At 63.4% G+C, this 26882-nt stretch carries 31 protein-coding genes; 19 read left to right on the top strand and 12 right to left on the bottom strand.

Annotated elements, in window-relative coordinates; all coding sequences use genetic code 11:
• The first annotated feature begins 80 nt into the window (after nucleotides 1-80).
• Together JQ609_RS23060 and JQ609_RS23055 are read left to right on the top strand one after the other, a co-directional pair.
• Nucleotides 81-353, top strand: a complete 273-nt coding sequence (locus JQ609_RS23060) for a DUF2312 domain-containing protein (RefSeq protein ID WP_079600063.1) — start codon at nucleotides 81-83, stop codon at nucleotides 351-353.
• Between the two features lie 179 nt (nucleotides 354-532).
• A complete protein-coding gene (locus JQ609_RS23055) occupies nucleotides 533-2299 on the top strand; it encodes an adenylate/guanylate cyclase domain-containing protein (RefSeq protein ID WP_212275062.1) in 1767 nt (588 codons plus the stop codon).
• Between the two features lie 88 nt (nucleotides 2300-2387).
• On the opposite strand, the gene JQ609_RS23050 is transcribed toward JQ609_RS23055, so the two are convergent.
• The 5 genes from JQ609_RS23050 to JQ609_RS23030 all read right to left on the bottom strand — a co-directional run bounded on the left by JQ609_RS23050 (nucleotide 2388) and on the right by JQ609_RS23030 (nucleotide 9566).
• Nucleotides 2388-4061 carry a DUF882 domain-containing protein gene (locus JQ609_RS23050; RefSeq protein ID WP_212275061.1) on the bottom strand — a complete coding sequence of 558 codons (1674 nt, stop codon included), beginning with the start codon at nucleotides 4059-4061 and terminating at the stop codon, nucleotides 2388-2390.
• A gap of 283 nt (nucleotides 4062-4344) precedes the next feature.
• Entirely contained in the window at nucleotides 4345-6516 is a 2172-nt protein-coding gene (locus JQ609_RS23045; protein WP_212275060.1) for a L,D-transpeptidase family protein, read from the bottom strand.
• Between the two features lie 349 nt (nucleotides 6517-6865).
• Nucleotides 6866-8371 carry a sigma-54 dependent transcriptional regulator gene (locus tag JQ609_RS23040; protein WP_212207642.1) on the bottom strand — a complete coding sequence of 502 codons (1506 nt, stop codon included), beginning with the start codon at nucleotides 8369-8371 and terminating at the stop codon, nucleotides 6866-6868.
• 102 nt (nucleotides 8372-8473) lie between these two features.
• Nucleotides 8474-9118, bottom strand: coding sequence for a TerC family protein (locus tag JQ609_RS23035; protein WP_212275059.1), 645 nt, complete (start codon nucleotides 9116-9118; stop codon nucleotides 8474-8476).
• Nucleotides 9119-9239: 121 nt separating this feature from the next.
• A complete protein-coding gene (locus tag JQ609_RS23030; protein WP_212207644.1) occupies nucleotides 9240-9566 on the bottom strand; it encodes a hypothetical protein in 327 nt (108 codons plus the stop codon).
• Between the two features lie 141 nt (nucleotides 9567-9707).
• Between JQ609_RS23030 and JQ609_RS23025 the strand changes: the two genes are divergently transcribed.
• The 14 genes from JQ609_RS23025 to JQ609_RS22960 all read left to right on the top strand — a co-directional run bounded on the left by JQ609_RS23025 (nucleotide 9708) and on the right by JQ609_RS22960 (nucleotide 20540).
• Nucleotides 9708-9986, top strand: coding sequence for a helix-turn-helix domain-containing protein (locus JQ609_RS23025; RefSeq protein WP_212207645.1), 279 nt, complete (start codon nucleotides 9708-9710; stop codon nucleotides 9984-9986).
• Complete coding sequence (locus tag JQ609_RS23020; protein WP_212207646.1) at nucleotides 9983-10426, top strand: hypothetical protein; 444 nt, start codon at nucleotides 9983-9985, stop codon at nucleotides 10424-10426. Before JQ609_RS23025 ends, JQ609_RS23020 begins: the two co-directional genes overlap by 4 nt.
• A 40-nt stretch (nucleotides 10427-10466) precedes the next feature.
• Nucleotides 10467-12344, top strand: coding sequence for a M3 family oligoendopeptidase (locus tag JQ609_RS23015; RefSeq protein WP_212275058.1), 1878 nt, complete (start codon nucleotides 10467-10469; stop codon nucleotides 12342-12344).
• Nucleotides 12345-12417: 73 nt separating this feature from the next.
• Nucleotides 12418-13005 (top strand): intradiol ring-cleavage dioxygenase, encoded by a 588-nt coding sequence (locus JQ609_RS23010; protein WP_212275057.1) that lies wholly within the window; start codon nucleotides 12418-12420, stop codon nucleotides 13003-13005.
• Between the two features lie 120 nt (nucleotides 13006-13125).
• Nucleotides 13126-13386 carry an AbrB/MazE/SpoVT family DNA-binding domain-containing protein gene (locus tag JQ609_RS23005; RefSeq protein WP_192736949.1) on the top strand — a complete coding sequence of 87 codons (261 nt, stop codon included), beginning with the start codon at nucleotides 13126-13128 and terminating at the stop codon, nucleotides 13384-13386.
• Nucleotides 13383-13769 carry a type II toxin-antitoxin system death-on-curing family toxin gene (locus tag JQ609_RS23000; protein ID WP_212275056.1) on the top strand — a complete coding sequence of 129 codons (387 nt, stop codon included), beginning with the start codon at nucleotides 13383-13385 and terminating at the stop codon, nucleotides 13767-13769. Before JQ609_RS23005 ends, JQ609_RS23000 begins: the two co-directional genes overlap by 4 nt.
• 79 nt (nucleotides 13770-13848) lie before the next feature.
• The gene (locus tag JQ609_RS22995; RefSeq protein WP_212207650.1) at nucleotides 13849-14001 is read left to right on the top strand and encodes an aa3-type cytochrome c oxidase subunit IV; all 153 of its coding nucleotides are present in this window, start codon (nucleotides 13849-13851) and stop codon (nucleotides 13999-14001) included.
• Between the two features lie 136 nt (nucleotides 14002-14137).
• Entirely contained in the window at nucleotides 14138-15262 is a 1125-nt protein-coding gene (locus tag JQ609_RS22990) for a Re/Si-specific NAD(P)(+) transhydrogenase subunit alpha (protein ID WP_212275055.1), read from the top strand.
• A 19-nt stretch (nucleotides 15263-15281) separates the two neighbouring features.
• Entirely contained in the window at nucleotides 15282-15599 is a 318-nt protein-coding gene (locus tag JQ609_RS22985; protein ID WP_212207652.1) for a proton-translocating transhydrogenase family protein, read from the top strand.
• Nucleotides 15600-15642: 43 nt separating this feature from the next.
• Nucleotides 15643-17040: an NAD(P)(+) transhydrogenase (Re/Si-specific) subunit beta gene (locus JQ609_RS22980; protein ID WP_212207653.1), complete on the top strand. Its 1398-nt coding sequence runs from the start codon at nucleotides 15643-15645 to the stop codon at nucleotides 17038-17040.
• An 18-nt stretch (nucleotides 17041-17058) separates the two neighbouring features.
• Nucleotides 17059-17865 carry an alpha/beta hydrolase gene (locus JQ609_RS22975; RefSeq protein WP_212275054.1) on the top strand — a complete coding sequence of 269 codons (807 nt, stop codon included), beginning with the start codon at nucleotides 17059-17061 and terminating at the stop codon, nucleotides 17863-17865.
• Nucleotides 17866-17922: 57 nt separating this feature from the next.
• Complete coding sequence (locus JQ609_RS22970; RefSeq protein ID WP_212275053.1) at nucleotides 17923-19020, top strand: calcium:proton antiporter; 1098 nt, start codon at nucleotides 17923-17925, stop codon at nucleotides 19018-19020.
• A 31-nt stretch (nucleotides 19021-19051) separates the two neighbouring features.
• Complete coding sequence (locus JQ609_RS22965; protein WP_212207656.1) at nucleotides 19052-19336, top strand: cupin domain-containing protein; 285 nt, start codon at nucleotides 19052-19054, stop codon at nucleotides 19334-19336.
• A 232-nt stretch (nucleotides 19337-19568) separates the two neighbouring features.
• Nucleotides 19569-20540 (top strand): hypothetical protein, encoded by a 972-nt coding sequence (locus JQ609_RS22960; RefSeq protein ID WP_312014883.1) that lies wholly within the window; start codon nucleotides 19569-19571, stop codon nucleotides 20538-20540.
• A gap of 157 nt (nucleotides 20541-20697) precedes the next feature.
• Here JQ609_RS22960 and JQ609_RS22955 read toward each other — a convergent pair whose 3' ends face one another.
• Together JQ609_RS22955 and rpsU are read right to left on the bottom strand one after the other, a co-directional pair.
• The gene (locus JQ609_RS22955; RefSeq protein WP_212275052.1) at nucleotides 20698-21354 is read right to left on the bottom strand and encodes a tetratricopeptide repeat protein; all 657 of its coding nucleotides are present in this window, start codon (nucleotides 21352-21354) and stop codon (nucleotides 20698-20700) included.
• A gap of 168 nt (nucleotides 21355-21522) precedes the next feature.
• Nucleotides 21523-21831, bottom strand: coding sequence for a 30S ribosomal protein S21 (gene rpsU, locus JQ609_RS22950; protein ID WP_192736788.1), 309 nt, complete (start codon nucleotides 21829-21831; stop codon nucleotides 21523-21525).
• Nucleotides 21832-22093: 262 nt separating this feature from the next.
• Here rpsU and aqpZ point away from each other — a divergent pair, with 262 nt between their 5' ends.
• Nucleotides 22094-22816 carry an aquaporin Z gene (gene aqpZ, locus JQ609_RS22945; protein ID WP_212207658.1) on the top strand — a complete coding sequence of 241 codons (723 nt, stop codon included), beginning with the start codon at nucleotides 22094-22096 and terminating at the stop codon, nucleotides 22814-22816.
• A 13-nt stretch (nucleotides 22817-22829) separates the two neighbouring features.
• On the opposite strand, the gene JQ609_RS22940 is transcribed toward aqpZ, so the two are convergent.
• Together JQ609_RS22940 and purE are read right to left on the bottom strand one after the other, a co-directional pair.
• Entirely contained in the window at nucleotides 22830-23930 is a 1101-nt protein-coding gene (locus tag JQ609_RS22940) for a 5-(carboxyamino)imidazole ribonucleotide synthase (RefSeq protein WP_212275051.1), read from the bottom strand.
• Nucleotides 23927-24415 (bottom strand): 5-(carboxyamino)imidazole ribonucleotide mutase, encoded by a 489-nt coding sequence (gene purE, locus JQ609_RS22935; RefSeq protein ID WP_212275050.1) that lies wholly within the window; start codon nucleotides 24413-24415, stop codon nucleotides 23927-23929. Before purE ends, JQ609_RS22940 begins: the two co-directional genes overlap by 4 nt.
• A 151-nt stretch (nucleotides 24416-24566) precedes the next feature.
• On the opposite strand from purE, the gene JQ609_RS22930 reads away from it, so the two are divergent.
• Entirely contained in the window at nucleotides 24567-25247 is a 681-nt protein-coding gene (locus JQ609_RS22930; RefSeq protein WP_212275049.1) for a GGDEF domain-containing protein, read from the top strand.
• A gap of 155 nt (nucleotides 25248-25402) precedes the next feature.
• Here JQ609_RS22930 and JQ609_RS22925 read toward each other — a convergent pair whose 3' ends face one another.
• From JQ609_RS22925 to JQ609_RS22915, 3 genes are all read right to left on the bottom strand, one after another.
• Entirely contained in the window at nucleotides 25403-25654 is a 252-nt protein-coding gene (locus JQ609_RS22925) for a hypothetical protein (RefSeq protein ID WP_212032854.1), read from the bottom strand.
• Nucleotides 25655-25677: 23 nt separating this feature from the next.
• Entirely contained in the window at nucleotides 25678-25890 is a 213-nt protein-coding gene (locus JQ609_RS22920; protein ID WP_212207661.1) for a hypothetical protein, read from the bottom strand.
• A gap of 333 nt (nucleotides 25891-26223) precedes the next feature.
• A complete protein-coding gene (locus JQ609_RS22915; protein WP_192736782.1) occupies nucleotides 26224-26430 on the bottom strand; it encodes a YdcH family protein in 207 nt (68 codons plus the stop codon).
• Between the two features lie 239 nt (nucleotides 26431-26669).
• Between JQ609_RS22915 and JQ609_RS22910 the strand changes: the two genes are divergently transcribed.
• Complete coding sequence (locus JQ609_RS22910) at nucleotides 26670-26855, top strand: YdcH family protein (RefSeq protein WP_192736781.1); 186 nt, start codon at nucleotides 26670-26672, stop codon at nucleotides 26853-26855.
• Nucleotides 26856-26882 lie beyond the last annotated feature (27 nt).

The raw sequence follows: 26882 nt of genomic DNA, 5'->3' as shown, positions 1-26882 counted from the left end.
ATCTCAGAAAGCGCCGCGCGGTGAAGCGTGCGGCGCTTGATCTTTCAGCCCACCCATTCAGTTCCACTCAGGAGTACCCGATGGCCACCTCTGCCGCCGCCGTCCAGGAAGAACCCGCGACGAAATTCGCAAAAGACCAGCTCAAGGCCATCGTCGAGCGCATCGAACGGCTGGAAGAGGAAAAGAAGACGATCTCCGACGATATCCGCGACGTCTATGCCGAAGCCAAGGGCAACGGTTACGACGTCAAGGCACTGCGCACCATTGTTCGCCTGCGCAAGCAGGACGCCAATGAGCGCGCCGAGCAGGAGACGATTTTGGAAACCTACATGCAGGCGCTCGGGATGCTGTGAGCCGCCAGCCAGAGTCCTGTTCCGATGGAATCGGAACGGGACTCTGGATTGGTTGACGCGTTTTCCTGACGCGAACCGGCGTCCACTTCGCTGGAAAACGCTCCAGCAGGCATTTCCGGCGCAAACCAGCTTGGGCCACGGCGCTACGTCTGTTAGGCTGCCCGCAAGGGAACCTGGAAATGGACGTGCCTGGACCAGAGCGGAGGCTGGCAGCGGTCCTTGCCGCCGACATGGTCGGTTACAGCCGGCTCATGGAGGTTGACGAGACGGGGACGCTTGCCCGTCTCAAGACCCACCGGATCGAACTCATCGATCCGGCCATCACGAAGAACCATGGCCGCATCATCAAGACCACCGGCGACGGCATGCTGGTCGAATTCCGCAGCGTCGCCGACGCTGTGCTGTGTGCCGCCGAGATTCAGCGCCGGATGGCGCGGCGCAACGCCGACGTCGCGCCGGCGCGCTGGATACAGTTCCGGATCGGCATCAATCTTGGCGACGTAATCGTCGAGGACAACGACATCTTTGGCGACGGCGTCAACGTGGCGGCGCGCCTCGAAATGCTCGCCGAGCCTGGCGGCATCTGTGTCTCGGGCGCGGTGCGCGATCAGGTCGGCCAACGGCTGGATGACGTCGCGTTCGAGGATCTCGGCGAGCAGAGCGTCAAGAACATCGTCCGTCCGATCCGCGTCTTCCGGGTCCGGCTCGATGCCGATCCAGAAGCCGCGCCAGAGGGCGCAAAGGACGCTGCGGTGGCGGCGCCGGCCTCCAAGAAGCCGTCGATCGCCGTGCTGCCGCTCGCCAACATGAGCGGCGATCCGGAGCAGGAATTCTTCGCGGACGGCCTCACCGAGGACATCATTACCGAGCTGTCACGCTTCCGCGATTTGCTCGTCATCTCGCGCAACTCGACGTTCGTGCACAAGGGCAAGGCGGTCAACGTGCGCGAGATCGCGCGCGAATTCGGCGTCGATTACGTCCTCGAGGGGAGCGTGCGCAAGGCGCGCGATCGCGTCCGCGTCACCGTGCAGCTGATCGACGCAGAAACCGACCAGCACGTCTGGGCCGAACGTTACGACCGCGAGCTTGAGGACATCTTCGCCATCCAGGACGAGATCACTCATGCGATCGTCGCGACGCTCCCCGGCAGGGTCGAGGCCGCCCGGCACGACCGCGCAAAACGCAAACCGACCGAAAGCATGGCGGCTTATGAGTGCGTGCTGGCTGCCAAGGTGCGGCACCACCGCTCGACGCGCGAGGACAACGCCGAAGCGCAGCGCCTGCTCGACCGCGCCCTCGCGCTCGACCCGAACTATGCACATGCCCACGCCTGGAAAGCATGTGTCCTCGGCCAGACGTGGGTCTATGGCTGGTGTGCCGATCGCGATGCCACCTTCGATCAGGTGGCCGCGGAGCTGGAGGTCACGCTGGCGCTCGACGACAATGACAGCGACGTACACCGGATTCTCGCCGCGCTGAACCTGAACCGCAACGACCATGACAAGGCCGCGTATCACCAGGAGCGAGGCCTCGCGCTCAACCCCAACTACGACCTTGTCGTGGTGCAGCAGGGCGAGCTTCTAACCTGGCTCGGGCGGCCAGAGGAAGGCATCGACTGGATCAAGAAGGCGATGCGCCTCAACCCGTACCATCCGGAGCGCTTCTGGAGTCATCTCGGGCGCGCCTGCTATTGCGCCGAGAAATATGCCGACGCCATCGAGGCCTTTTCGCGGATCACGCGGCCCGACTACACCCATCATGCCTTCCTCGCAGCCACCTTTGCGCAAATGGGCAACGCGGTCGCGGCCGCTGCGCACGCGGCCGAGGTTCTAAAGTCAGAGCCGACATTCTCGGTGGCCGTTTACCTCGCCACCCAGCACTACAAGCACGCCATCGACCGCCAGCGTCACGAGGCTGGCCTGCTCAAGGCAGGCTTGCCGGCCTGACGCAGCCGAGCACGAACACGGTGATCACGGCGTAGAGGGGCCGCGCGCTCGCGAGGATGATTTCGAGACCAATGGAAGTTGTGCGCGCTTAGCGCAGCGACGCCGTGCGCACGACGAAAGACTGCGTGGTGAGCTTGGCGGTCGCCGATCCGGTGAACCGGTCGGTGGTCATGCCCAGCATCGGATCTTCCGAGAAGCCCATCGTGATCGCGAACGGCGGCTTGATGAAATAGCTGCGCATCAGCGTCATGTCGGTATCGCCGAGCACGGTCGTTGACATCGCGTTGCTCGCGCTCGGCGCCAGCATCACGACCCGCATCCAGACATCGTTGCCCTTGGCGGCGGCAAGGCGCGTCGAGGTCGAAATCACGCTGCCCTGGCCCTGCGATCCCCCCTGCGCTCCCTTGGCGACGACGGTGTTGATTTCGGTGGCGGCGGCGGCAGCGCTGCGCGCCGGCCGCACGGTGCGCGGGATCGGCGCGGAGGCAGCAACCACGTTGGCGCGGTCAACCGGCGAGGAGGCGGCCGGCGCGTAGGCCAGCGCCTTGTTGAAAGCCTCGGCGACGCTGGCAGTCGGTTGCGGATCGGCGGCGCCGACGGCCTGACGGGCCCTGAGGGCCGCAAGCTGCACGGGGGTGGGCTGATTGGCCGTCGTCGGCGCATCGCCCCAGAAGCCGCGGGCGTTGATGATGTCGGCAGGTGTCTGCGGTTTCGGCTCGGCCGGCTTGTCGGCGGAAGCCTGCGCGGCCGGCTTGGCGTCCGGTTTGGATGGCTCCGGTTTGGATGCCTCCGGCTTGGATTTGGGCGCCGGAACGATCTGCGCATCAGCCGAGGCCAGCTGGATCGTTGCCGCGACCGGCTTTGCGCGCGGCGTCGGCACGATCTCGGCGGTCTTCGGGGCCGCGGCGGCAGCCACCACAGAAGGAGCGGGCTTTTCGTTCCTGACGGTGGCGGGGGCGCCGCCCTCATCCTCCTCGTCATTGGATTTGCCGCTCTTGAACAGCGACGCGAACAGGCTGGGCTTCTTGCCGACCGTTGCAGCGTCGTCGCCACTGCCGCGCCTCTCGATGTCGGCGCGGGCCAGTTCATAACCCTTCAGCGGACCACCATTCGAGGGCAGGTGGACGGTACGACCGTTGGGGAACACCCTGGCCAGCTGGTCATGGGTCATGCGCGGCCAGTGACGGACGCTGCCGGTATCGAGATGAACGAACGGCGATCCCGAGGTCGGGTAGAAGCCGACGCCGCCGCGCTGCAGGCGAAGTCCGGCGGCGCGGATCTGCTCGAGCGGAATGCCCGGGATGAAGAAATCCATCGCGTGGCCGAGCGTATGCTGGCTGTGGCGGGCCACGCCGGACGAGCGGCGGCGGAGCATGGCATTGGTGGCGGGGGAGCGGTAGGCGGAAATGATCTGGATCGGCTGCTTACCGTCGACGTCGCGGTAGACTTCCCAGAGGATGTCGAAGAGGTGACGATCCATCGTGGTCTGGTCCTGGCTGCGCCAGTCGCGGAGGAAGTGATTGAGTTTCTTCAGCGCTTCTTCGTCGTAACGCCCGTCGCGCTTGAAGGTGACGGTGAGGTCTTCGTTGGAGTGGGTGTGGTGGAAAGAAAGCGTCCGGGTCTCGTTCCGCGCGGTTGCGTCATGCACCGACCCGGCTCCGGCAAGGAGCAACAGGGAAGTCAGGCCGATTTGATATCCGGCCTTCGGCAGACGAAGCGAATTGAATTGGCGCGCGAAACCAGCCAGCACGTATGAGCCCACCCAGTCGACCAGCGATCACGGATCTCTTTCGCAAACCAAGCCTCCCTAGGACCTGCGAAAGAGGGTGAACGCTTTATTAAAGCGGGAGGGTTAACCGAAGTTTACCGACCCGCCCCCAAGTTAGGCTTAACCTAACCTGTCGACTGTGGCGAAAAAGTGCCCTGTGCCAAAACCGAGATGGATAATGGTTAACGTAAACGATCTCGCCAAAGCGGCGAGATCGTTGATTTTACTTAAAAATTTCGAGGGGCGGCGGGGACCCGGGGATTGAGACCCCCGGGGATTAACGGGTGATCACCCGCCGCTGCTGCTGGGGCTGCGCTTGCGGCCGGCGGCCGACCGGCGCGGGAGGCGTAACAGATGGTCCGCCGCCGAACAGCCGCTCGAAGAACGAAGGACCAGAGCTGCCGTAATCGTTGTTGAAGGCGACGTTGGAGGGCAGGGACGCGCCGCTCGGCCGGACGTAGCTCGGGTTGGCATGGGCCACTACGTTTTCCAGATCCCTGCTGCCGGAATTCTTCAGCAGCGGCAGCATCCTTGCGTCGCGGCCATAGACGTCCCGGCGCATCTGGAGCTTGCCGGATTCATCCACGAACGCGGTCTGATAGGTGATGTGAACCGGGATCGGCGTCGGGAAGCGCAGGTCGACCTCGCTGCGGCCATACATGCTGCGGATTTTTTCCGGCGTGTATTTGTCGTTCGGCATGACGATGTTGAGCAGCGTCGAGGCGTACTGATCCGGATTTTGCACCCGCATGCAGCCATGGCTGAAGGCGCGCTCATCCTTGGCGAACAGGTGCTTGTCCGGGGTGTCGTGCTGATAGACCAGGAACTTGTTCGGGAAGTTGAAGCGGATCCGGCCGAGCGCATTGGCTTCACCCGGCGGCTGCGAGATGTGGATCGAGCCGTCGCGGTTGCGTTCGAGCCTCAGTCCCATGCGTTGCAGTACGGTCGGATCCTGCTGCAGCGCCGGCAGATATTCGTTGTAGATGATCGACGGCGGCACGTTCCAGGTCGGATTGACGGTGATGAACTTCATCGTCTCGGTCAGCATCGGCGTGGCGTGGTTTCCCGGCTTTCCGGTCACGACGCGGGTGGTCCAGACCGGGGCACCGCCCTGCATCACCTTGAGCGTGAAGTCGGGCACGTTGAGGATAACGTAGGCATTGTTGAGCGACGGCACGCCGAGCTGGCGCGGCAGCCAGCGCAAGCGCTCCATGTTGACGATCACGGTGTCGATCTGGCGGTCACGCTTCGGGCTGTTGATGGCCTTGACGGTCTTGTCGTCGAGCACGCCGGTCGGCTTGAGGTCGGCGCTTTCCTGGAATTTGCGCACCGCTGCGGCGACCTTGGCATCGTATTTGGTGTCATCAGGGTTTTCGGTGACGCCGAGCTTGGCGCGCAGTTGCGGCACACGCGGATCTTCGGGGGCGACCTCCGGCTGTTTCTTGGTGGCGGCCTTGAATGCGAGCGGAGCGCCTTCGGCGATCTGCACCACCGGGCCTTCGCCCTGGCCGCGCAGTTCGGCGAGCTTGGCCTTCAAATCCTTGTACAGCTTGAACTGCGGATTGTAGCCCTCGAGGGCTGCGGAAGCATCCTTGGCGGTCGAGATGTTGGCCAGCACTTCGGCCGGATCGGTCGGATGCTCGGGATAGAGGATGTCGGCAGCGACCTGCGACCAGTGCATCCGGCTGCTCTGCGCCTGGCGTGCATAATCGAGCATGCTGGCGGTCAACTTCAGTTCGGCGTCGGCGAGTTGATCGGGCGAGGTGGCGGCCGCGAAATCCGGCACCGGATAGTCGGAGGGATTGAGGCCGTCAGAGGCGGCGTCCTTCAGGCGCGCGACGACGCCTTTGGCGCTGGCGGTCAGTTTGCCGGCCTGCGTCCACTGCGGCGCGTATTCGCGGGCGCTGTAGAATTTTTCGACCGCGGCGCGCTCGCCCTTGCGGTCGAAGGTCCGCAGCGCCTTGCTGGCCAGCATGTCGCGCAATTTGTCGGCGACCGGCTGATCCGCCGGCGCGACACTGCTCGCGGCTTTCACCGGCTCCGCGGCAGGCGCCGCAGCCGTTGCGGGCGCGGGCGTTGCGGGCGTCGTGGTCGCGGTGTCGCTCTTGGGAGCGTCGCTCTTGGGGGGCGCGGCCGCGGGCACGGCGACGGTTTCGGCCGGCCTCGGATCGGGAACGGTTGCGGTCGTGCTCGGTGCGGGCGCTGTCGTCTTGGCCGGATCGGGCACTGACGCGGTGCTCTCGATCTTGAAATCGCCGATGGTCGGCGGTGGAACGTTGGCCGGTTCGGGGCGCGGGACCGCTGCATCGATTGCGAGCTCTGCAGCACTGGTCCGGGGCGTATCGCTCTGACCCGCCAATGCAGAAGTCGCGGACACCGCGAGGAAGGTTGCCGCGACAGCGATCAGCACGCGGTCAAATCCAGCACGGTTGGTCGAACAGTCACGCATCGTCACACCCCCTTGGGCGGAACCGCCCCGGCATGGAGCAGTCCTTCAGGTATCGCTCGTCACAGCTTGCGCGAAAGCGCCGGCCTCGATCGCTTTAAGTCGGTACGCCTGCACGCAACGATTCAAACGCAGACGATACATGCGCCCCTTTCATGCAGCCAGCGCCATGGGGGGCAACTCACGACAAACTGACCTCAAACCACCAGTTGCAATTCGGGTGGCGTGGTTTTGCCATGCCCCCTGAGATTTGTCTGTCACCGGCAAGCCACGGTTCGAAGGTTCCCGAAGCGCCGATGGCGCTCAAGCCCTTGCCACCGGAGCGCCACAATCGTCCGTCGAGCTCAATTGCTCAATTGGTATCTTGCGCGCCCTCAGCCGGATCGTTGGCGGCGGCCTCGTCGAGTTTGCGATAGAGCGTGGAGCGGCCGATCTTCAGCCGGCGCGCCACTTCCGACATTTGCCCGCGATAGTGCGAAATCGCGAAACGGATGATCTCGTTTTCCATTTCCTCGAGCGGCCGCACCTCGCCCGCGGGAGTCAGCATCGCGAGGCTGCCGGTGTTGCTCAGCGGTGCAATCGGTATCTCATTACCTGACACCATCGCAGGCGCCGTCGACGGACCCACGATCAGCGGTTCGCCGTGCAGAGCCTGGGTATCCGTGTCCGGGACGATATGGTGGGCGGCGGCATGCGGGAAGTCCGACAGGCCAAGCTGGTCGCTCTCGCTCAACACCACGGCGCGATACACGGTGTTTTCGAGCTGGCGGATATTGCCGGGCCAATCGAGCTGCGCCAGATGCGTCATGGCTTCCCCGCTGATGCCGGTGATGGTGCGGTTCTCTTCGGCGCTGAACCGCGCCAGGAAGTGCCGCAACAGATGCGGGATGTCTTCGCGGCGCATGCGAAGCGGAGGAATGGTCAGCGGCAGCACGTGCAGGCGATAGAACAGGTCCTCGCGGAAGGCGCCGTTCTTCACGAGGTCGAGCAGTTTGCGGTTGGTCGCCGAAATGATGCGGACATCGACCTTCACCGGCTTGCGGCCGCCGACGGCCTCCACCGTGCCTTCCTGCAATGCACGAAGCAGTTTTACCTGGGCTGCAAGCGGCAGTTCGCCGACTTCGTCGAGGAACAGCGTGCCGCCGGAAGCTTCGACGAACTTACCCATGTGGCGTTCGGTGGCGCCGGTGAACGCGCCCTTCTCGTGACCGAACAGGATCGACTCCACCAGATTGTCGGGGATCGCGCCGCAGTTGACGGCCACGAACGGCTTGGCCTTGCGCTCGCTGCTGCCGTGGATGGCGCGGGCAAACAATTCCTTGCCGACGCCGGACTCGCCTTCGATCAGCACCGGAATGCCCGATGAGGCGGCCTTCTGCGCGGTGCGCAGCACGCCTGCCATGGTTTCGCTGCGGGTGATGATATCGGCAAAGGTCAGCCGGCCTTCGCGACTGTGACGGATGCGCTGCAATTCGCCCTTCAAGGCCTGCGTGTTGAGCGCGTTGCGCAAGCTGACCTGCAGCCGTTCGAAGCCGACCGGCTTGACGACGAAATCCTGCGCGCCGGCGCGCATTGCCGAAACCACATTGTCGATGCCGCCATGGGCGGTCTGCACGATGACGGGAACGGTCAAACCGGCATCACGAATTTTTGCGAGCACACCGAGCCCGTCGAGGCCGGGCATCACGAGGTCGAGAACGACGGCATCGATCGCTTGCGCGTCGGGGGCGGTCAGCAAGGCCACGGCGGCGTCGCCGCTGTCGACGACCAGCGACTCATAACCGCATTTCTGCACCATGTTTTCTACCAGACGGCGCTGCACCGCGTCGTCATCAGCAATCAGAATGGTGGCAGCCATGGTTTACCCCGCACGTTACGCCAACTGTATCGAATCGGGGCACTCTCGCCTATGGCGATTAACGCACACTTAATTGTTGGAGCTGCGGCTGTGCGTGAGCGGCTAAGTGTTGAGGTGTGGCCACACCTCCAGAACGCCGCGATAGCACATGTCGAAAGCCACATAGAGAATGATCGCGAGGCCGACATAGGCGATCCAGCGATGCTTTTCCAACAGGCGCGCGATGAAGTTGGCGGCGAGCCCCATCAGCGCAATGGAAAGTCCCAGACCGAATATCAGGATCATTGGATGCTCGCGCGCCGCACCTGCGACGGCGAGCACATTGTCGAGCGACATCGACACGTCGGCGAGCGTGATCTGCCAGACGGCCTGGCCAAGCGTCTTCTGGTTGGGCGCAGCGGCTGATGGATCAATCGTTCTTGCTGCCGAAAGATCCTGCAGTTTCGGTTCATGATGATGCGACGTGCGCAACTCACGCCACATTTTCCAGCATACCCAAAGCAACAGAATGCCGCCCGCGAGCAACAGTCCAATGATTTGCAGCAACTGAACCGTGACGGAAGCGAAGCCGATGCGCAGGATCGTGGCGGCCAATATGCCGATCAAAATCGCTTTCTTGCGCTGACCCTCCGGTAGCCCGGCGGCTGCAAGCCCGATGACGATCGCGTTGTCGCCGGCGAGCACCAGGTCGATCATCACGACCTGGAAAAACGCTGTCAGGGCTTCTGAGGAGATTAGTTCGAACATGCGGGCCACTCCGTGAATGGTCCAATCCGACATCGCAGTTCGCTTGAACTGCCAGAGGGGCCCGGGCTTGGACGTGCAGACAAAAACGACGCAGTCAAAACTGCGAAACTGATTCCGTTACTCAGGTTGGTTCGAGGGTGAAAAGCCTGACCATTTGGTCCGGCTCGATCAGAACGGAGAGGACGACGCCGATGAACGTCAGGCTTCCGGCGAGGTCGAACCACATGGTGCGGAACCGGTCGCGCCGGCAAAGCAGCGCGAAGCCAGCCGTCGCAGCGGCAATTGCAAACAGCAGGGTGACGATCGCAGGCGCCAGCGCATCCGCCGGCACCACACTCCGGATTCCGAGGGTGGCGATCAGTGCCACGATCAGGATGCCGGCAAACAGCTCCTTGCCGCGAGCCGAAGGTGCTCGGTCGCTCGTTCGGACAATCTGATTGCGGTCCAAGAAGGCCATCGAAATCTTATTCGCGAGCTGAGATTGTGGTAGGGAACTTGACTGATCTCGGTATTCAATTTGGCTAGTTTAGTAATCATGAAACGAGTAAAACATCAAGACGTTTCCGCTGAACGGCTGCCGGGCAAGGCTGTGCCGGAAGCCAAGCAATTGCGGAAACTGGCGGGGGATTGGCTAAAGCAGCGCCGGGCGGATGCCGAATTGTCGCAGGCCGATCTCGCCGCGCGGCTCGGTCTCAAGTATTATACGTTCATCTCACAGGTCGAGAACGGGTTCAGCCGTGTCCCGACCGAAATTATGGGCGCGTGGGCCAGCGAATTGGGTCTTGAACAGGCGGCGTTCGCTAGGCATCTATTATTGTACTACGAGCCGGAACTGCACCGGCTGCTGTTCGGAGCGGAAAGCAAATGAGCGTGGTTGCGTTCGAGCGCAGACATGAAACCGGCGTCTGGAGCGAACGGGAGCTCAATACAATCTCCGCGGCATTGCAGGCTGCGCTCGCGCCATCGACCGGCCGTGAATGGGAAACCGGCACGACGGAAAAAGGCGATGCCCAGTTCTATCTGTTGGGCCCGCTTCCGGATCAGGCCTGCGAGCTGTGTGTGTCCCGGGTCGGGGGGCGCTATATTCTGGAAGACGGGTTGGGCCGGCTGCTGTTCGAGCATCGAAACCTCGATCTCGTCGCGCTGCACGCGAGGGCCGCGGTCCCTTGCACGTCGTGGCTGATGGTTCGGGCGATCACGCTGTGGTGTGCGATTCGGAGCGTCTTCCACGAAAAACTCGAGCCGATGATCGCGGAGACCGAAGAGCTGCTGGTGCAGCTCGCGCCGCAGCTGGCAGCGTTCGCCTGATCGCCTCGTCAAAAATCATCACGCCAATCTGAAAGTGTTCATGAACGCGAAATCTGCGACATCCCGCGCCAGCAAGAAGTCCCGCAAAACCGCAATCAGCAAGGGAGCTGCCGTCAGCAAGGCCGCCGCAGCCAAATCGAAAACCGGCAAATTGCCGGAATGGAATCTGGCCGACCTCTATTCCGGTATCGACGCCCCCGAAGTCGCGCGTGACTTGCAGGAGATGGATGCCGCATGCATCGCGTTCGAGACCGACTACAAAGGCAAACTGGCCGACAACGTTGCAAAGGATGATGGCGGGCAGTGGCTCGCCGCAGCGGTCAAGCGCTACGAGGCGATCGACGATCTCGCCGGCCGCCTTGGCTCCTATGCCGGCCTGATCCACGCCGGCGACAGCGTCGATCCCGCAATCACGAAATTCTACGGCGACGTTTCGGAGCGGCTCACCGCCGCATCGGTGCATCTGCTGTTCTTCGGGCTCGAACTCAACCGCGTGGACGACGCCGTGATTGAGCGCGCGCTGCAGACGCCCGACCTCGCCTACTATCGCCCGTGGATCGAGGATCTGCGCAAGGACAAGCCGTATCAGCTCGAGGATCGCGTCGAGCAGTTGTTTCACGAAAAATCCCAGAGCGGCTATGCCGCCTGGAACCGGCTGTTCGACCAGACCATCTCCGGCCTGCGCTTCAAGGTCGGTGGAAAAGAACTGGCGATCGAGCCGACGCTGAATTTCCTGCAGGACCGCGCGCCCGAAAAGCGCAAGGCCGCGGGGCAGGCGCTGGCGAAAACCTTCAAGGAGAACGAGCGGACCTTTGCGCTCGTCACCAACACCCTCGCCAAGGACAAGGAGATTTCCGATCGCTGGCGCGGCTTTGCGGATGTCGCGGATTCCCGGCATCTCAACAACCGTGTCGAGCGCGAGGTGGTCGATGCGCTGGTCGGATCGGTCAGGTCGGCCTATCCGCGGCTGTCGCATCGTTATTACGCGCTCAAGGCCGGCTGGTTCAAAAAGAAGAAGCTGGCGCATTGGGATCGCAACGCGCCGCTGCCGTTCGCGGCGACCGGCACGATCGCCTGGCCCGAGGCCCGCAACATGGTGCTGACGGCCTATCGCGGCTTCTCGGTCGAGATGGCCGATATCGCCGAGCGTTTCTTCACCGACCGCTGGATCGACGCGCCGGTGCGGCCGGGCAAGGCGCCCGGTGCGTTCTCGCATCCGACCACGCCGTCGGCGCATCCCTATGTGCTGATGAACTATCAGGGCAAGCCGCGCGACGTGATGACGCTGGCGCATGAGCTCGGCCATGGCGTGCACCAGGTGCTGGCGGCCAAAAACGGTGCGCTGATGGCGCCGACGCCGCTGACGCTCGCCGAAACCGCCAGCGTGTTCGGCGAAATGCTGACCTTCAAGCGGCTCTTGGGACAGACCAAGAATGCGAAACAGCGTCAGGCGCTGCTCGCCGGCAAGGTCGAGGACATGATCAACACCGTGGTGCGGCAGGTCGCGTTCTATTCGTTCGAGCGCGCCATCCACACCGAGCGCAAGAACGGCGAACTGACCGCCCAGCGCATCGGCGAGATCTGGCTCAGCGTGCAGAGCGAAAGCCTCGGGCCGGCCATCGACATCCGCCCGGGCTACGAAAATTTCTGGATGTATATCCCGCACTTCATCCATTCGCCGTTCTACGTCTACGCCTATGCGTTCGGCGATTGCCTGGTGAACTCGCTCTATGCGGTCTACGAGAACGCGTCCGACGGCTTTGCCGAGCGCTACCTTGCGATGTTGGCGGCCGGCGGCACCAAGCATTATTCCGAACTGCTGAAGCCGTTCGGGCTCGATGCCAAGGATCCGAAGTTCTGGGACGGCGGGCTGTCGGTCATAGCCGGCATGATCGACGAACTGGAAACGATGGGCTGACGCACGCGCCGCGGCGACAAACTTCGGCCGTCGTCGCACCCCATCATGACGCGACGTCAGGAGTGCAGTGCTCATGGTCGACACGCCGACACGCCGCGCAGTGCTTGGAGCGGGCGCCCTCGTGGCCGGTTCGCTGTTCGGGATCGAAAGCGCTGTTGCGCAGGCGCCGCTTCGGCCCACGCCCGCCTGCCACGACGGCGAGGCGGCAACCTTGGCGCAGACCGAAGGGCCTTACTTCAAGCCGTCCTCGCCCGAGCGGGTCGAACTGTTTGAAGAGGGGATGGCGGGGCAGCCGATCGAACTCGTTGGGTTCGTGCTTACCCGTGCCTGCAAGCCGGTCTCTGGCGCTTTGCTGGATTTCTGGCAGGCCGACGGCAGGGGGCAATATGACAATTCCGGCTTCCGGCTGCGCGGTCATCAGTTCACCGATGCGGAAGGGCGATATCGGTTGCGCACCGTCGTGCCTGGCGTCTATCCCGGCCGCACCCGCCACATCCATGTGAAGGTACAGCCGCGCGGCGGCCGCGTGCTGACCACCCAGCTCTATTTTCCGGGCGAATCGCAGAACGGCTCCGACGGCCTGTTCCGCAAGGCGTTGCTGGTGCGCACCGCCAAGAACGCCGGATGGCTCGCCGGACGGTTCGATTTCGTGGTCGGCTAGGCGCTTTCGCGCCGCGCCGGCATTTCCGGATGTTTGTAAAACATTTGTTGAACAGGTGGGCGGGCCGTGTTATACGTTCCGTACAACGGAGCCGGTGCTATGACCAAGATCCCTCGCGGCATGAACGAAGCCCCTCGTGAGTACAAGATCGAGGACACCGCTCTTCAGATTCGGAAGATTGGCAATTCGGTCGGCGTGATCCTGCCGAAAGAACTCCTTGCCCGGCTGAATCTCAAGGAGGGCGACAAGTTCTATCCGGTCGAGCAACCGGATGGCAGCCTGCGTCTTTCGCCGTTCAACCCCAAGCACGCGCGGACGATGGAAATCGCCCGCCAGATCATGCACGAATATCGCGATACGTTTGCCGCGCTTGCAAAATGAGCGAGCCAATCTGGCTCGATGTCGACGAAGTCATCGACATGCATGCCGAGCAACTGGCGATATTTGGCGGACCAGAAGGCCTCCGGGATCACGGCCTTCTGGAGTCGGCAGTTATGCGGCCGGTCGATCAATGGGCTTATGGACAGACCGATATGGCCGCGCTCGCCGCAGCCTATGCGTTCGGTCTTGCCCGCAACCGCGCCTTTGTGGACGGCAACAAGCGCACCGCGTTCCACGCCATGATGGTGTTTCTGCGGGTCAACGACATCCCGTTCGCGCCCGATCCGGCGCACGCCACCGCCATCATCCTGTCCCTGGCCGCGGGCGAGGTCAGCGAGGAAAGCCTGACCCGCTGGATCCGGGACAATTGGCCTTGCGAATGACCCGATAGGCTTTGTCCCGTTGCCCTGCTGGCGGCTTTGCGGTAATTGCACGCCAGATCGATGATTACTGGGGATACCGATGGCAGACCATAGCGAAGTGGCCTACACGACCGCTGACGGCAACGATTATCCGGCCCATGAGCAGACCTATGAAGGGTTCATCATGCTGGTCAAGTACGGCACCATCGCCGTCGTCGTGATCGTCGCCCTGATGGGCTACTTCCTGACCTGATGCGTCGCCGGCTGCACCGCCCGGGCGGCGGTGACCAGAAAAATTTGCACGTTGCCCGGTTATGAAACCGGTATCCAACTAAGCGGAAATAACGCTAGTTTGCTTGCGCGCGCGCCCTCGCGCCGCCGGAGGCCCCATGAAGATTGCCGTTGCCAAGGAAATCGATCCGTCCGAACCACGGGTGGCTGCTTCCCCCGATACCGTGAAGAAGTTCAAGGCGATTGGCGCCGAAGTGGTGGTGGAGCCGGGAGCGGGCATCAAGTCGGGCCTGCCGGATTCCGAATATACCGCGGCCGGTGCCACCATCAGCGCGGACGCGTTGAAGGATGCCGACATCATCATCAAGGTGAAGCGGCCGGAGGCCTCTGAACTCGGCCAATACAAGCGCGGCGCCCTGGTCATCGCCATCATGGACCCCTACGGCAACGAGGCGGCGCTCAAGACCATCGCCGACTCCGGCGTGTCGGCCTTCGCGATGGAATTGATGCCGCGCATCACCCGCGCGCAGGTGATGGACGTGTTGTCGTCGCAGGCCAACCTCGCCGGCTACCGCTCGGTGATCGAGGCCGCCGAGGCGTTCGGCCGCGCTTTCCCCATGATGATGACCGCAGCGGGCACGGTTCCCGCGGCAAAAGTGTTCGTGATGGGCGTCGGCGTCGCCGGCCTGCAGGCGATCGCGACCGCGCGCCGGCTTGGCGCCGTCGTCACCGCGACCGACGTGCGGCCGGCCACCAAGGAGCAGGTCGAAAGTCTCGGCGCCAAATTCCTCGCGGTCGAGGATGAGGAGTTCAAGAACGCCCAGACTGCCGGCGGCTATGCCAAGGAAATGTCGAAAGAGTATCAGGCCAAGCAGGCCGCCCTCACCGCCGAACACATCAAGAAGCAGGACATTATCATCACGACCGCGCTGATCCCGGGCCGTCCGGCGCCGAGGCTTGTCAGCGCCGACATGGTCAAGTCGATGAAGCCCGGCTCGGTCCTGATCGATCTGGCGATTGAGCGCGGCGGCAATGTCGAGGGCGCCAGGGCGGGCGAAGTCGTCGATGCCGATGGCGTCAAGATCGTCGGCTACACCAATGTCGCGGGCCGTGTCGCGCAGTCCGCCTCGAGCCTGTACGCCCGCAACCTGTTTTCCTTCATCGAGACCATGATCGACAAGCCGAACAAGGCGCTCGCGGTCAATTGGGAAGACGAACTGGTCAAGGCCACAGCGCTGACCAAAGACGGCGCCGTCATCCATCCGAACTTCCAGCCTAAATAGCCAGCCCAGGAGAGCCGCCATGGATCATATTGCACAGGCCGTCGATCCCTTCGTGTTCCGGCTGTCGATCTTCGTCCTTGCCGTTTTCGTCGGCTACTTCGTGGTCTGGTCGGTGACCCCCGCGCTGCATACACCGCTGATGTCGGTGACGAACGCGATCTCGTCGGTGATCGTGGTCGGCGCGCTGCTCGCGGTCGGCGTTCCCATGATCTCGAGCGGCTCAGGCTGGGCGCGCGGCTTCGGCTTCATCGCGCTGATTTTCGCCTGCGTGAATATCTTCGGCGGCTTCCTTGTCACCCAGCGCATGCTGGCGATGTACAAGAAGAAGGCAAAGTGAGCGGCGTGCACCTCGGGGTGGCGAAGACAATAGGGGACCTGAGATGAACGCCAATCTGGCTGCATTATTGTATCTCGTGGCAGGTGTGCTGTTCATCCTGTCGCTGCGCGGCTTGTCCAGTCCGGCATCGTCCCGCCAGGGCAATCTGTTCGGCATGGTCGGCATGGCGATCGCGGTCGCGACCACGCTCGCCAGCCATCCGCCGGCGGACGGCGTCGCCTGGGTGCTGGTGATATTAGGCATCGCCATCGGCGGCGGCATCGGTGCCGTGATCGCGCGGCGGGTGCCGATGACCTCGATGCCGGAATTGGTCGCCGCCTTCCACTCGCTGGTCGGTATGGCCGCGGTGCTGGTGGCCGCCGGCGCGTTCTACGCGCCCGAAGCGTTCGACATCGGCAAGCCCGGGCAGATCCACGCCGCGAGCCTGATCGAAATGTCGCTCGGCGTCGCGATCGGCGCGCTGACCTTCACCGGCTCCGTGATCGCGTTCCTGAAGCTGTCCGGCCGCATGAGCGGCGCGCCGATCATCCTGCCGGCGCGCCACATCATCAACATCGCGCTGGCTCTGGCGCTGGTATTCTTCATCTTCGGTCTGGTGCGGTCCGGCAGCGCGCTCGACTTCTGGCTGATCACGATCATCGCGCTGGTGCTCGGCGTGCTCATGATCATTCCGATCGGCGGCGCCGACATGCCGGTCGTGATCTCGATGCTGAACTCCTATTCCGGCTGGGCCGCGGCCGGCATCGGCTTCACGCTCGGCAATTCCGCGCTGATCATCACCGGCGCGCTGGTCGGCTCGTCGGGCGCGATCCTGTCCTACATCATGTGCCACGCGATGAACCGTTCCTTCATCTCGGTCATCCTCGGCGGCTTCGGCGGCGAGACCGCGGCGGCCGGCGGTGGCGGAGGCGAGCAGAAGCCCGCCAAACTCGGCTCCGCCGACGACGCGGCCTTCATCATGAAGAACGCGCAGAAGGTGATCATCGTGCCCGGCTACGGCATGGCGGTGGCGCAGGCCCAGCATGCGCTGCGCGAAATGGGCGATCTGCTGAAGAAGGAAGGCGTCGAGGTCAAGTACGCCATCCACCCGGTCGCCGGCCGCATGCCCGGCCACATGAACGTGCTGCTGGCCGAGGCCAACGTGCCCTATGACGAGGTGTTCGAACTCGAGGACATCAACTCCGAATTCGCCCAGGCCGACATCGCCTTCGTGATCGGCGCCAACGACGTCACCAATCCGGCGGCCGAGGACGACAAGACCTCGCCGATCTACGGCATGCCGGTGCTGCAGGTCTGGAAGGCCGGCACCGTGATGTTCATCAAGCGGTCGCTCGCCTCGGGCTATGCCGGCATCGACAATCCCTTGTTCTATCGCGACAACACCATGATGCTGCTCGGCGACGCCAAGAAAGTCACCGAGAACATCGTCAAGGGGATGTAGCCCCGGACACGGGAAGTCATGACCGTCCTGAAATGGCTGCTGATTGTCGTTTCGGTCGGTTATGCTTGCGGGCTCGCCGGGCTGTTCTTCGCGCAGCGCTCGTTCCTGTTTCCGATTCCAACGGCCACACGAACGACGCCGCAGGCGGCCGGTTTTCCGGAAGCCGAAGAGCATGTGCTGACCACCGCGGACGGTGAGAAGGTCATTGTCTGGCATGTTCCGGCCAGGCCCGGCCGTCCCGTCATTCTCTATTTCCACGGCAATGGCGATTTCCTCGCCGGCTTCTTCGGGCGTTTTCGCGAACTGATTGCCGACGGCACTGGCATCGTCGCGATGTCCTATCGCGGCTATGCGGGCTCGAGCGGACACCCGAGCGAGCGCGGCTTGCTGCAGGATGCGGCCGCGGCCTATGCCTTCACGACGGCGCGATACAGCGCGGACAAGATCGTGGCCTGGGGCTTTTCGCTCGGCACCGGCGTCGCGGTGGCGCTGGCGGCGGAGCAGCCGATCGGCAAGATCATTCTGGAGGCGCCCTATACATCGCTTGCCGACGTTGGCGCTGCCGCATTTCCGATCTTCCCGGTTCGTTGGGCGATCAAAGATCCATTCCATTCCGACCACCGCGTCGCGCGGGTGAACGCGCCGCTCCTGGTCCTGCATGGCGCGCGCGATGCCACGATCCCGATCGCATTTGGCGAGCGCCTGTTTGCGCTTGCGCACGATCCCAAGACGTTCGTCAGGTTCCCTGACGGCGGCCACAACGATCTCGATGCTTATGGTGCAACGGCAGCAGCGCGGCAATTCATCAACGCCGCAAAAGGCTGACGGCGGCGATTGTTTACTGCATAGTCGGACGGCAATGATTTCAAGGATTTTGACCGCATGAGCGCGCACGGCCCGATGCCGAAATCCTCGTGGATTTTCCCTGCCTTGGCGGTGGCGCTGTTCGTGGTCGCCACCGCGCTCGGGCTGACCTTCACACCGACGGCCGGCGGTTTGCTGTTCGCGGCGCTGCTGCTGGCGATCCTGTTCGGAACGGTGTTTGCCGCCGTGCATCACGCCGAAATGATCGCGGAGCGGATCGGCGAGCCTTACGGCACGCTGTTGTTGACGCTGGCGGTCACCATCATCGAGGTCGCGCTGATTGCGACCATTATGCTCGGCGAAAAGCCGGTGCCGGCGCTGGCGCGCGACACGGTGTTCGCGGTGGTCATGATCGTGTGCAACGGCCTCGTCGGCATCTGCATCTTCATCGGCGGGCTGCGCTATCGCGAGCAGGATTTTCAGGTCTCCGGGGCCAACCTTTATCTCAGCGTGCTGTTCGTGATGGCGACCATCACGCTGATCATGCCCAACTACACGCTGACGGCGCCGGGGCCGTTCTATTCGGCGGCCCAGCTCGGCTTTGTCAGCGTCGTCACACTCGTTCTTTATTGCGTGTTTCTCTATACCCAGACTATCCGGCATCGCGATTATTTCATCAATGATGCCGGGGGCGAGGCGGCGGACGGATCGCTGCTGTCGAACCGGATGCTGGCGCTGAGCATCGCGCTGTTGCTGGTGTCGCTGCTGGCGGTGGTGCTGCTGGCCAAGAAATTCTCGCTGGTGGTCGATATCGCGATTGCCAGCATCGGCGCGCCGCCGGCTTTCGCGGGCGTGCTGGTGGCGCTGTTGATCCTGCTGCCGGAAAGCGTCGCCGCCATTTCTGCCGCCCGCAAGAACGACCTGCAGAAGAGCATCAATCTGGCGCTCGGCTCGTCGCTGGCGACCATCGGGCTGACGATCCCCGCCGTCGCCGTCGCCGCCTACGCGCTCGACAAGCAATTGGTGCTTGGGCTCAACACGCAGGAGATGGTGCTGCTGGTGCTGACCTTCGTCCTCAGCATGCTCACCTTCGGAACCGGACGCACCAACATCCTGTTCGGGCTGGTCCACATGGTGGTGTTCGCCGTATTCCTGTTCATGGTATTCGTGCCGTAGTTCCCTTGTCGTTCCCTGGAGTTCATCCAAAATGCTCAGCGCCCAGTCAGACGTTCAGGTCGACACCCCGGAAGTTCGCGTCACCGAGTGGCGGCTGGCGCCGGGCAGTGCCACCGGCCACCACACCCACGGGATGGACTACGTCATCGTGCCGGTAACCGCGGGCGAAATGACCATCGTGGCGCCGAATGGCGAACGCTCGAAGGCGCAGCTCGCCGTCGGCAAGTCCTATTTCCGCAAGGCGGGCGTCGAGCACGACGTGCTCAACGAAACGGCAACCGAGATCGTGTTCCTGGAGGTCGAACTGAAGCCCTGATCGTCCGTTATCGGCAGCGCCGCAACCGACTCATTTCGGCCGCAGGTCCTGACAAGCCGTTAATGGTGTGGTTCCCGGAACGTCCCGCAACAAGGAGGGCCGGCGGGGTCGCCTTAGAGACGCAGAAACGGAACCTCATGAGGATCTGCACAATTGCCACCGATCCGTCTTAGTTGATCCCTCAATATGCCCAGAAGTTCCAGCATCAAACTTGCCGCGGGGAGTGGCCGGCATGCTGAAGAAGTATATTTCGAAATTCACGATCGACATCCTGCCTTCGGTGGCAGCGACCGTCATCGGGGCTTACATCGTCAATCATTACATCGTCACCAGGCCGGGCACGGACGCCCCTGTCGCCGCCGCCGTATCGGCTGCCGACCCCAAAGCTGCAGCCAAGACCCAGGACACCAAGGCCGCGGAAACCGGCAGCCCGCCGACGGCGGGCGTCAGGGCCAAGGGCATTTCCGAAAAAGCCCTCCTCGAGAAGACCGCGGCCGAACGGCCGGCGGTGGTGGAGAAGGTTGAAGCCAAAGCGGATATGAAGGCGGATGTAAAAGCTGACACGAAGCCCGCCGACGCGCCTGCCGAGACCGCGAGCGTTCCGGCCGAGCCGCGCGCCGCCCGCGCCGCGCCGCGCGAACGCGAGAAGGAAAAGATCAGGGTCGTGCTGCCGTCTCCGGTGCAGCCCGTGGCGCCGGCCGTCGCCGCCGCGCCGCCAGTTGCCGCGCCGCCGGTCGAAACCGCCGTTGTGCCGGATGACCGCCGCGACGCCAACGACCTCGCGCGCGCTGCGATCGAGCGTCTGCGGGTCAACAATGATGGTCCGCCGCGTGCACCCGAAGTGGTGCGCGCCCCAGAAGCTCAGCGAGTCGAGACTCCGCGGATCGAGACCCCGCGGATCGAGACGACGCCACGAAGCGAAATGCCGCGGGTCGCAACCGCGCCGGCGCTTCGCCCGCTGCCGCCACCGATCTCGGTCTCGACGCCTTCAGGAGGGGAGACTTTCGATCAGGGCAGGCCGCCTTACGCAGCCAATGCGTCTGTCGATCCGCGCCGTCCGACGCCGCCGGCCGAAATTCCGGTGTCGCGTCCGCTCGATTTGCGGGCCGATATGGCGGAGCCGTCCGGGCGCGAGCGGACCTCGGTTGCCGAGGACGTGCTGTCGGCGGCGAAGTCGGTGTTTCACGCCGTCCTGCCGAAATAATCCATAACATCGTGTCTTCTCGTGCCCCCGGACGCAGGCCGCGACCGGGGCTTCCACTTTGCATGGGGTTGTTTTCGCGATTTTGCTTCTGGCGCAACCGGTAGCCACCCGCGATCAAGTCCGAGGGATGGCGGGCATGCTTCGCTGGAAAACGGCGCTACCCGCCGGTGCGGGCCAGGCCGCTGCGTGCGGCTTCGTCCTTGGGGCGGATTGCGATGGCGCGGCCATAAGAGGCGGCCGCCTTGGCCTTGTCGCCAAGCCGCTCATAGGCCTGCCCGCGGGCTGACCAGGCCGGTGCGCTGTTGGGATCGGCCTGCACCGCTTCATCCAGGTCGGCGGCCGCTTCCTTGGCCTTGTCGATCGCGAGATAGCTTGTTGCGCGGCCGAGCAACGGTTCGACCTTTTGCGGCGTCAGGCCATTGGCGGCGGTGAAATCCTCGATCGCCTGCTGGTATTGTTTCTCGCCTTGATAGATCAGCCCGCGGCCGTAGAGCGCTTGGACGTTGTACGGATCGAGGGAGAGGGCGCGATCGAATTCCGCCAGCGCCTCTTCGTTCTTGCCGGACCTGGCGAGCACCTGGCCGCGGGTGGTATAGCCCTGCGAGTCGCTGACGCTACGCGCGCTGATATTGTCGGTCGGTTTTTGCGCCACGGGCTGCGGCTTTGGGCTGTCCGCACCCCACGATCCCAGATCGAACGAGCAGCCGCCAAGCGGTATCGTCAGCAGCGCGACAAGTACGGCCGTATGGCGCACGCCACGAGAAAACGAACAGGAGGCCGGAATGGCCTTATGGCGGAATGCTCGCGCGTTCATGGCGCATAGGTAGCCCGGCACGCCGCAAAATGCATCGGTCAAAATAGCCGCAACCGGCGGACCGAACCCGTCAGGCCCACGTACCGACAAACAAAAAACCAAAGAAAAACCCAAAGAAAAAAGCGCAGGCCAAGGCCCGCGCTTTCCAATTCAAATCTGCTCGGTCGTTCAGCGCGGTCCGCGCGGACCTGCACCCGGGCCGCCACGACCGCCACCGGGACCACCGCGGTCGCCACCGGGGCCAGCACCGAACACCGGCTTCGGCTTCATCGGCAGCAGGCCTTCGCGCTGCAGCTTCTTGCGAGCCAGCTTGCGCGCGCGGCGCACGGCTTCGGCCTTTTCACGGGCCTTCTTCTCGGAGGGCTTTTCGTAATGGCCGCGGAGTTTCATCTCGCGGAAAATACCCTCGCGCTGCATCTTCTTCTTCAGCGCCTTGAGGGCTTGATCGACATTGTTATCGCGGACGAGAACCTGCACGCGGCATCCTCTTTCAATTGATCGGATAGGAATTCTGGTAAAGCGAAGAGCTGGCGAAAGGCCTAGCCCTTAACCTGAAGGCGGGCATTTACCAGACAAAACCTGCGATGTCCACCTGTGAAGCGAAAAGCCGGACCAAGTTAAGCCATGAAATGCGGCAAATCTGTCGCTGTTCGGCCCTGATTTGGGAAGTTGTGTGCCCAGATCGAGGCCGTTCCCGGCGTTTTGAGCAACCCGGCAACAACAATCTGGGGAGACAACCATGGATACGAAGAAATATGCCGCCGAGGCCATCGGTACGTTCTGGCTGACATTTGCGGGATGCGGCAGCGCCGTCATCGCCGCCGCCTTTCCGCAGGTGGGTATCGGACTGGTCGGGGTGTCCTTTGCGTTCGGACTGAGCGTCGTCACCATGGCCTATGCGATCGGCCATGTATCCGGTTGCCATCTCAATCCGGCCGTCACGGTGGGGCTTGCCGCCGGCGGGCGCTTTCCAACCGGGCAAATCGCGCCCTACATCATCGCGCAGGTGATCGGCGCCGTTGCGGCGGCGGCGCTGCTTTATGTGATCGCAAGCGGCGCTGCCGGTTTCGACGTCACCAAGGGTTTTGCGTCGAATGGCTATGACGCGCATTCGCCCGGCAAGTACAGCATGGTGGCCTGCTTCATCACCGAGGTGGTGATGACCATGATGTTCCTGTTCATCATCATGGGCGCGACCCATGGCAAGGCGCCGGCGGGCTTTGCACCGCTGGCGATCGGATTGGCGCTTGTCATGATCCACCTCGTCAGCATTCCCGTCACCAACACCTCGGTGAATCCGGCACGCAGCACCGGGCCTGCGCTGTTCGTCGGCGGATGGGCGCTGGCGCAGCTCTGGCTGTTCTGGGTAGCGCCGCTGATCGGCGGCGTACTGGGCGGGGTGATCTATCGCTGGCTCAGCGAGGAGCCCTCCGGCGTCGTCGAGGGCCGCAAGCCCGCGTGATGCGGGCTTGCCGCTATTTCCTGCGCGGCGACACTTCGGTGACGTGACCCATCTTGCGTCCCGGCTTCGGCGCTCCCTTGCCGTAAAGGTGCACGGTGGCGCCGGGAACCGTCAGCCACTGCTCGTAGCCGAGGATGTCGTCGCCAATCAGGTTCGTCATGGTGACCTCGCCATGACGGACCGGTTTGCCGAGCGGCCAGCCGGCGATGGCGCGGATGTGCTGCTCGAACTGCGAGATCGAGGCGCCGTCCAGCGTCCAGTGTCCGGAATTATGCACCCGCGGCGCGATCTCGTTGACCAGCACTTTCGGCCCGCCATTTTCCGCTACCACGAACATTTCGACCGCGAGCACGCCGACATAGTTCAACGCGGTTGCGATCTGCTCGGCGATGCCGCGTGCCTGCGCCGCCAGCGCATCCGATATCTGCGCCGGCGCGCGCGAGATTTTCAGGATGTGGTCGCGGTGCTCGTTTTCAGTGACGTCGAAACTCTCGACCTGGCCGTCGACCGAGCGCGCAGCGATCACCGAGATCTCGCGTTCGAACGGAATGAAGGCCTCGAGGATCGCCGATTTGGTGCCGAGGTCTTCCCAGACCCTGGTGAGATCGTCGCCGTCGCGGATGATCGCCTGGCCCTTGCCGTCATAGCCGAAGCGGCGGGTCTTGATCACGGCGGGCAGGCCGATCTTCTTGATCGCCGCCCGCAGGGTTTCCACCGACGACACGTCGGCATAGTCGGCGGTGCCGATACCGAGGCGCTTCACAAAATCCTTTTCGACCAGCCGGTCCTGCGTGGTCTCCAGGATCTTCTGGGCCGGCAGCACCGGACGGCGCGCCGCCAGCACCATGGCGGTGGCGGCCGGCACATTCTCGAATTCATAGGTGATGACGTTGACGTCGTTGGCGAACAGTTCGAGCGCCTCGACATCGGCATATTCCGCGCAGGTGGCGTTCAGCACCACGTCAAAGGCCGGCGAATCCGGGTCCGGCGAAAACACCTGGCAGCGGAGGCCGAGGCGCGCCGCAGCCATCGCCAGCATCCGGCCCAATTGCCCGCCGCCGAGAATTCCGATGGTGTCGCCGGGCTTCAGCTTCACATTGTTGGAAGCCGTCACGCCAAGCCCTCCGGCCGCTCTTTGACCGCATCGGTCTGTTGCTGGCGCCAGGCAGCCAGGCGCGTCGCCAGCGCCGGATCCTGCAGCGCCAATACGCTGGCGGCGAGCAGCGCGGCGTTGATCGCGCCGGCCTTGCCGATCGCGAGGGTGCCAACGGGGACGCCCGCGGGCATCTGCACGATCGAATAGAGCGAATCGAGGCCGGACAGCGCCTTGGATTCGACGGGAACGCCGAACACCGGCAGCTCGGTCAGCGCCGCCGCCATGCCCGGCAGATGCGCCGCACCCCCGGCACCGGCGATAATGATCTTGAAGCCGGCCGCCTTGGCGCCCTTGGCGAAAGCAAACAGCCGGTCGGGGGTGCGATGGGCCGAGACAATGCGTTTTTCGCAGCCGACCCCGAGCGCCGCCAGCGTGTCGGCGGCGTGGTGCATGGTCTCCCAGTCCGACTGGCTTCCCATAATGATGGCGATCGGTGCGGTCATTTCGTCAATTCTATTGGGGAATCCAGAAACATAGGCCGATTATAGGGGCGGCCCGGGCGTCATCCAAGGCATGGCAAGGGATTAGGAATGGACTATCCTGTCTTGGTGAATCCGGGCAAGCCTTCATACGCATGCCTGCACAGGGAAGGTCATGAAGAAGAAAACCAGGGCAGCGGCTTCGGGAACCGGAAAACGCCCGAAAACGGCCCCGGCAGGACGAAAAGCCGCGCCGCGCGGGATCCGCAAGTCGGCAAGCCCGCCCCCAGCTCCGTCCGTTGACCCCAAATCGACGATCCGTCGGCTCAAGACGCAATTGGCGCGGGCTCGGGCCCGAATCGAGGAACTGCAGGCCTCGGCCGATACCGACTTCCTGCTGGATATTCCGAACCGGCGCGGTTTTGAGCGCGAATTGCACCGCGCGATCGCCTTCATCAAGCGCTACCACGCGAGCGGCGCCCTGATCGTGCTCGACGTCGATCGCCTGAAGCCGATCAACGACGCTTTCGGTCATGCCGCCGGCGACGAGGTGCTCAAGGCCATTGTGAAGACGCTGCTGGCCCATGTGCGCGCATCTGACGTGATCGGCCGGCTCGGCGGCGACGAGTTCGCGCTGCTGTTGTGGAATCTCAGCGAAACCGATGCCAGAGCCAAGGCGGCGTTGCTGGAGGGGACGATCGATCGCCTCACCTTTGTGTTTGGTGGCCGCACCGTCACTGCGGGCGCCTCCGCCGGCGTCGCGATCCTCGGTCCTCACGCGGAATCGGGCCGCGCGCTGGAAGAGGCCGACAGCGCGATGTACATCCGCAAGGCGCAGCGGCGGCATGAGGCGTGAACTGCATTCGTCAGGTGAGCAAAAGCCAACGGGTCGCGCGAATGCGCGCCCGATGACAGGCTCCGCATCTTGCTTCGTGAATTGATTTGGTGGGCACGCACAAGTGCGCCTTTGCCCACCCTGCGAATGCTTGCTGCGAACGTTCGCAGTGACGACTACAGCCCGCTCAAATCTTCCGGCACGTTGCCGAACTTCCGCAGCAATTGCGCGTCGCCGAATTCGCCGATCATCGGATCGCCACTGCGGCTGAACGCGACTGCGCCGATGCTGCCGGGGGCTCGCGACAGGATCTCGGCGCGGCGCAGCGCGGTGGTCGGACTCTGGCACTCCTCGGCAGCGCCAGCGACCGGCGAGCCGTCATCGTCCTGCAGGAATGGCAATGCAACGTAATAGGTGACATCGGCCATCATCGTCGCTCCGGTTTTGCTGCTCAGGCAGCGGTGCTGCTGGTGCGCAAGGGTTGGGTCGGCACGCAGCCGGCGGATATCGCCGCCTGCAATTCCTCCAGCTCGGCTTCCAGATATTCGTTGGCCATGATCAGCGCCTTGATGGTCGAGCGCAGATTGCCGTCGCACATCGCGATCGCCTGATCGCAGGCTTGCTCGTAGCGGCTGTTGTCGGACAGGGACGGTGGTGCGGACATGACAGAACTCCCTTTGCTGGCGGCAGGGAGATATGTTCCTCTTTTGTTCCATTGGAGTCAAGCAAAGAGCGTGCGCGAAAGTTCATTTTCCCGCGCTCAAAGGCTGCCGGCGACGCGATCGCGGCCCTGAAAGTTCGTCGCAACCGCGGCGCTTGTGGATGTCGGGGAAAAGGGATTTGCGCGCAGGCGGGCGGTCTTCTGGCTATAGCCGCACCGTTCCGAAAAAAAATCGCACCTGCCGGGCGAGCCGATCGGCGGCAGCCAGGTTGCGGCTGTTCATCGTGGTGCGGCTTGTCCTGCGCGGCATCCGGCGCCAGCGCGATCAGCCTGCGATCAGGCAATGATATCAGGCGTGATCTGATCTTCGATGAAGGCGATGCGGTCGCGCAATTGCAGTTTGCGCTTCTTCAGCCGCTGCAGCCGCAGCAGATCCGGCGCCGGCGACTGATGCAGCGCGTCGATCGCCGCATCGAGATCGCGATGCTCCTGCTGCAGCCGGGCAAGCTCGTTTACGAGCTCGCGCTCATCTTCGTCGGTCATGGCGTACGCTAACTGCAAAAGCACGATGAGGTTGTAGACGGCTTGCAAAGCCGCCAGCGAAATATCGTCCCTGCGGGCCCGGTCCGCAAGCCGACCCGGTTCCATAGTCACGATTGGTTACAGATAAATCCGAAAAAATGAGAGCCCCGATTCTGGATAGCCATCGACAGATTCGGCGGCTGGTGTACACTCATTCGTCCGGATCGAATCTGAGGTTTCACCCACCGAGGAGATTTCGTATGGCTCTACAGGCGCATCTTGTTGAACTTGAACGTAAACACAAGATCCTCGAAAACGAATTGCACGAAGCGCTCGTGCACCTTTCCACAGACGACCTCCACATTGTCGAGTTGAAGCGCCGCAAGTTGATGGTCAAGGACGAGATCGAGCGGTTGAAGCAAACCGCCAGCGATACGGTCCACTAAACCGGTCTCCAGCAGAATAGCGAAACG

This window comes from Bradyrhizobium sp. AUGA SZCCT0169 (assembly GCF_018130085.1).
In the GTDB taxonomy this organism is placed as follows: Bacteria; Pseudomonadota; Alphaproteobacteria; order Rhizobiales; family Xanthobacteraceae; genus Bradyrhizobium.
This window is presented reverse-complemented; position numbering and strand designations above follow the sequence as displayed.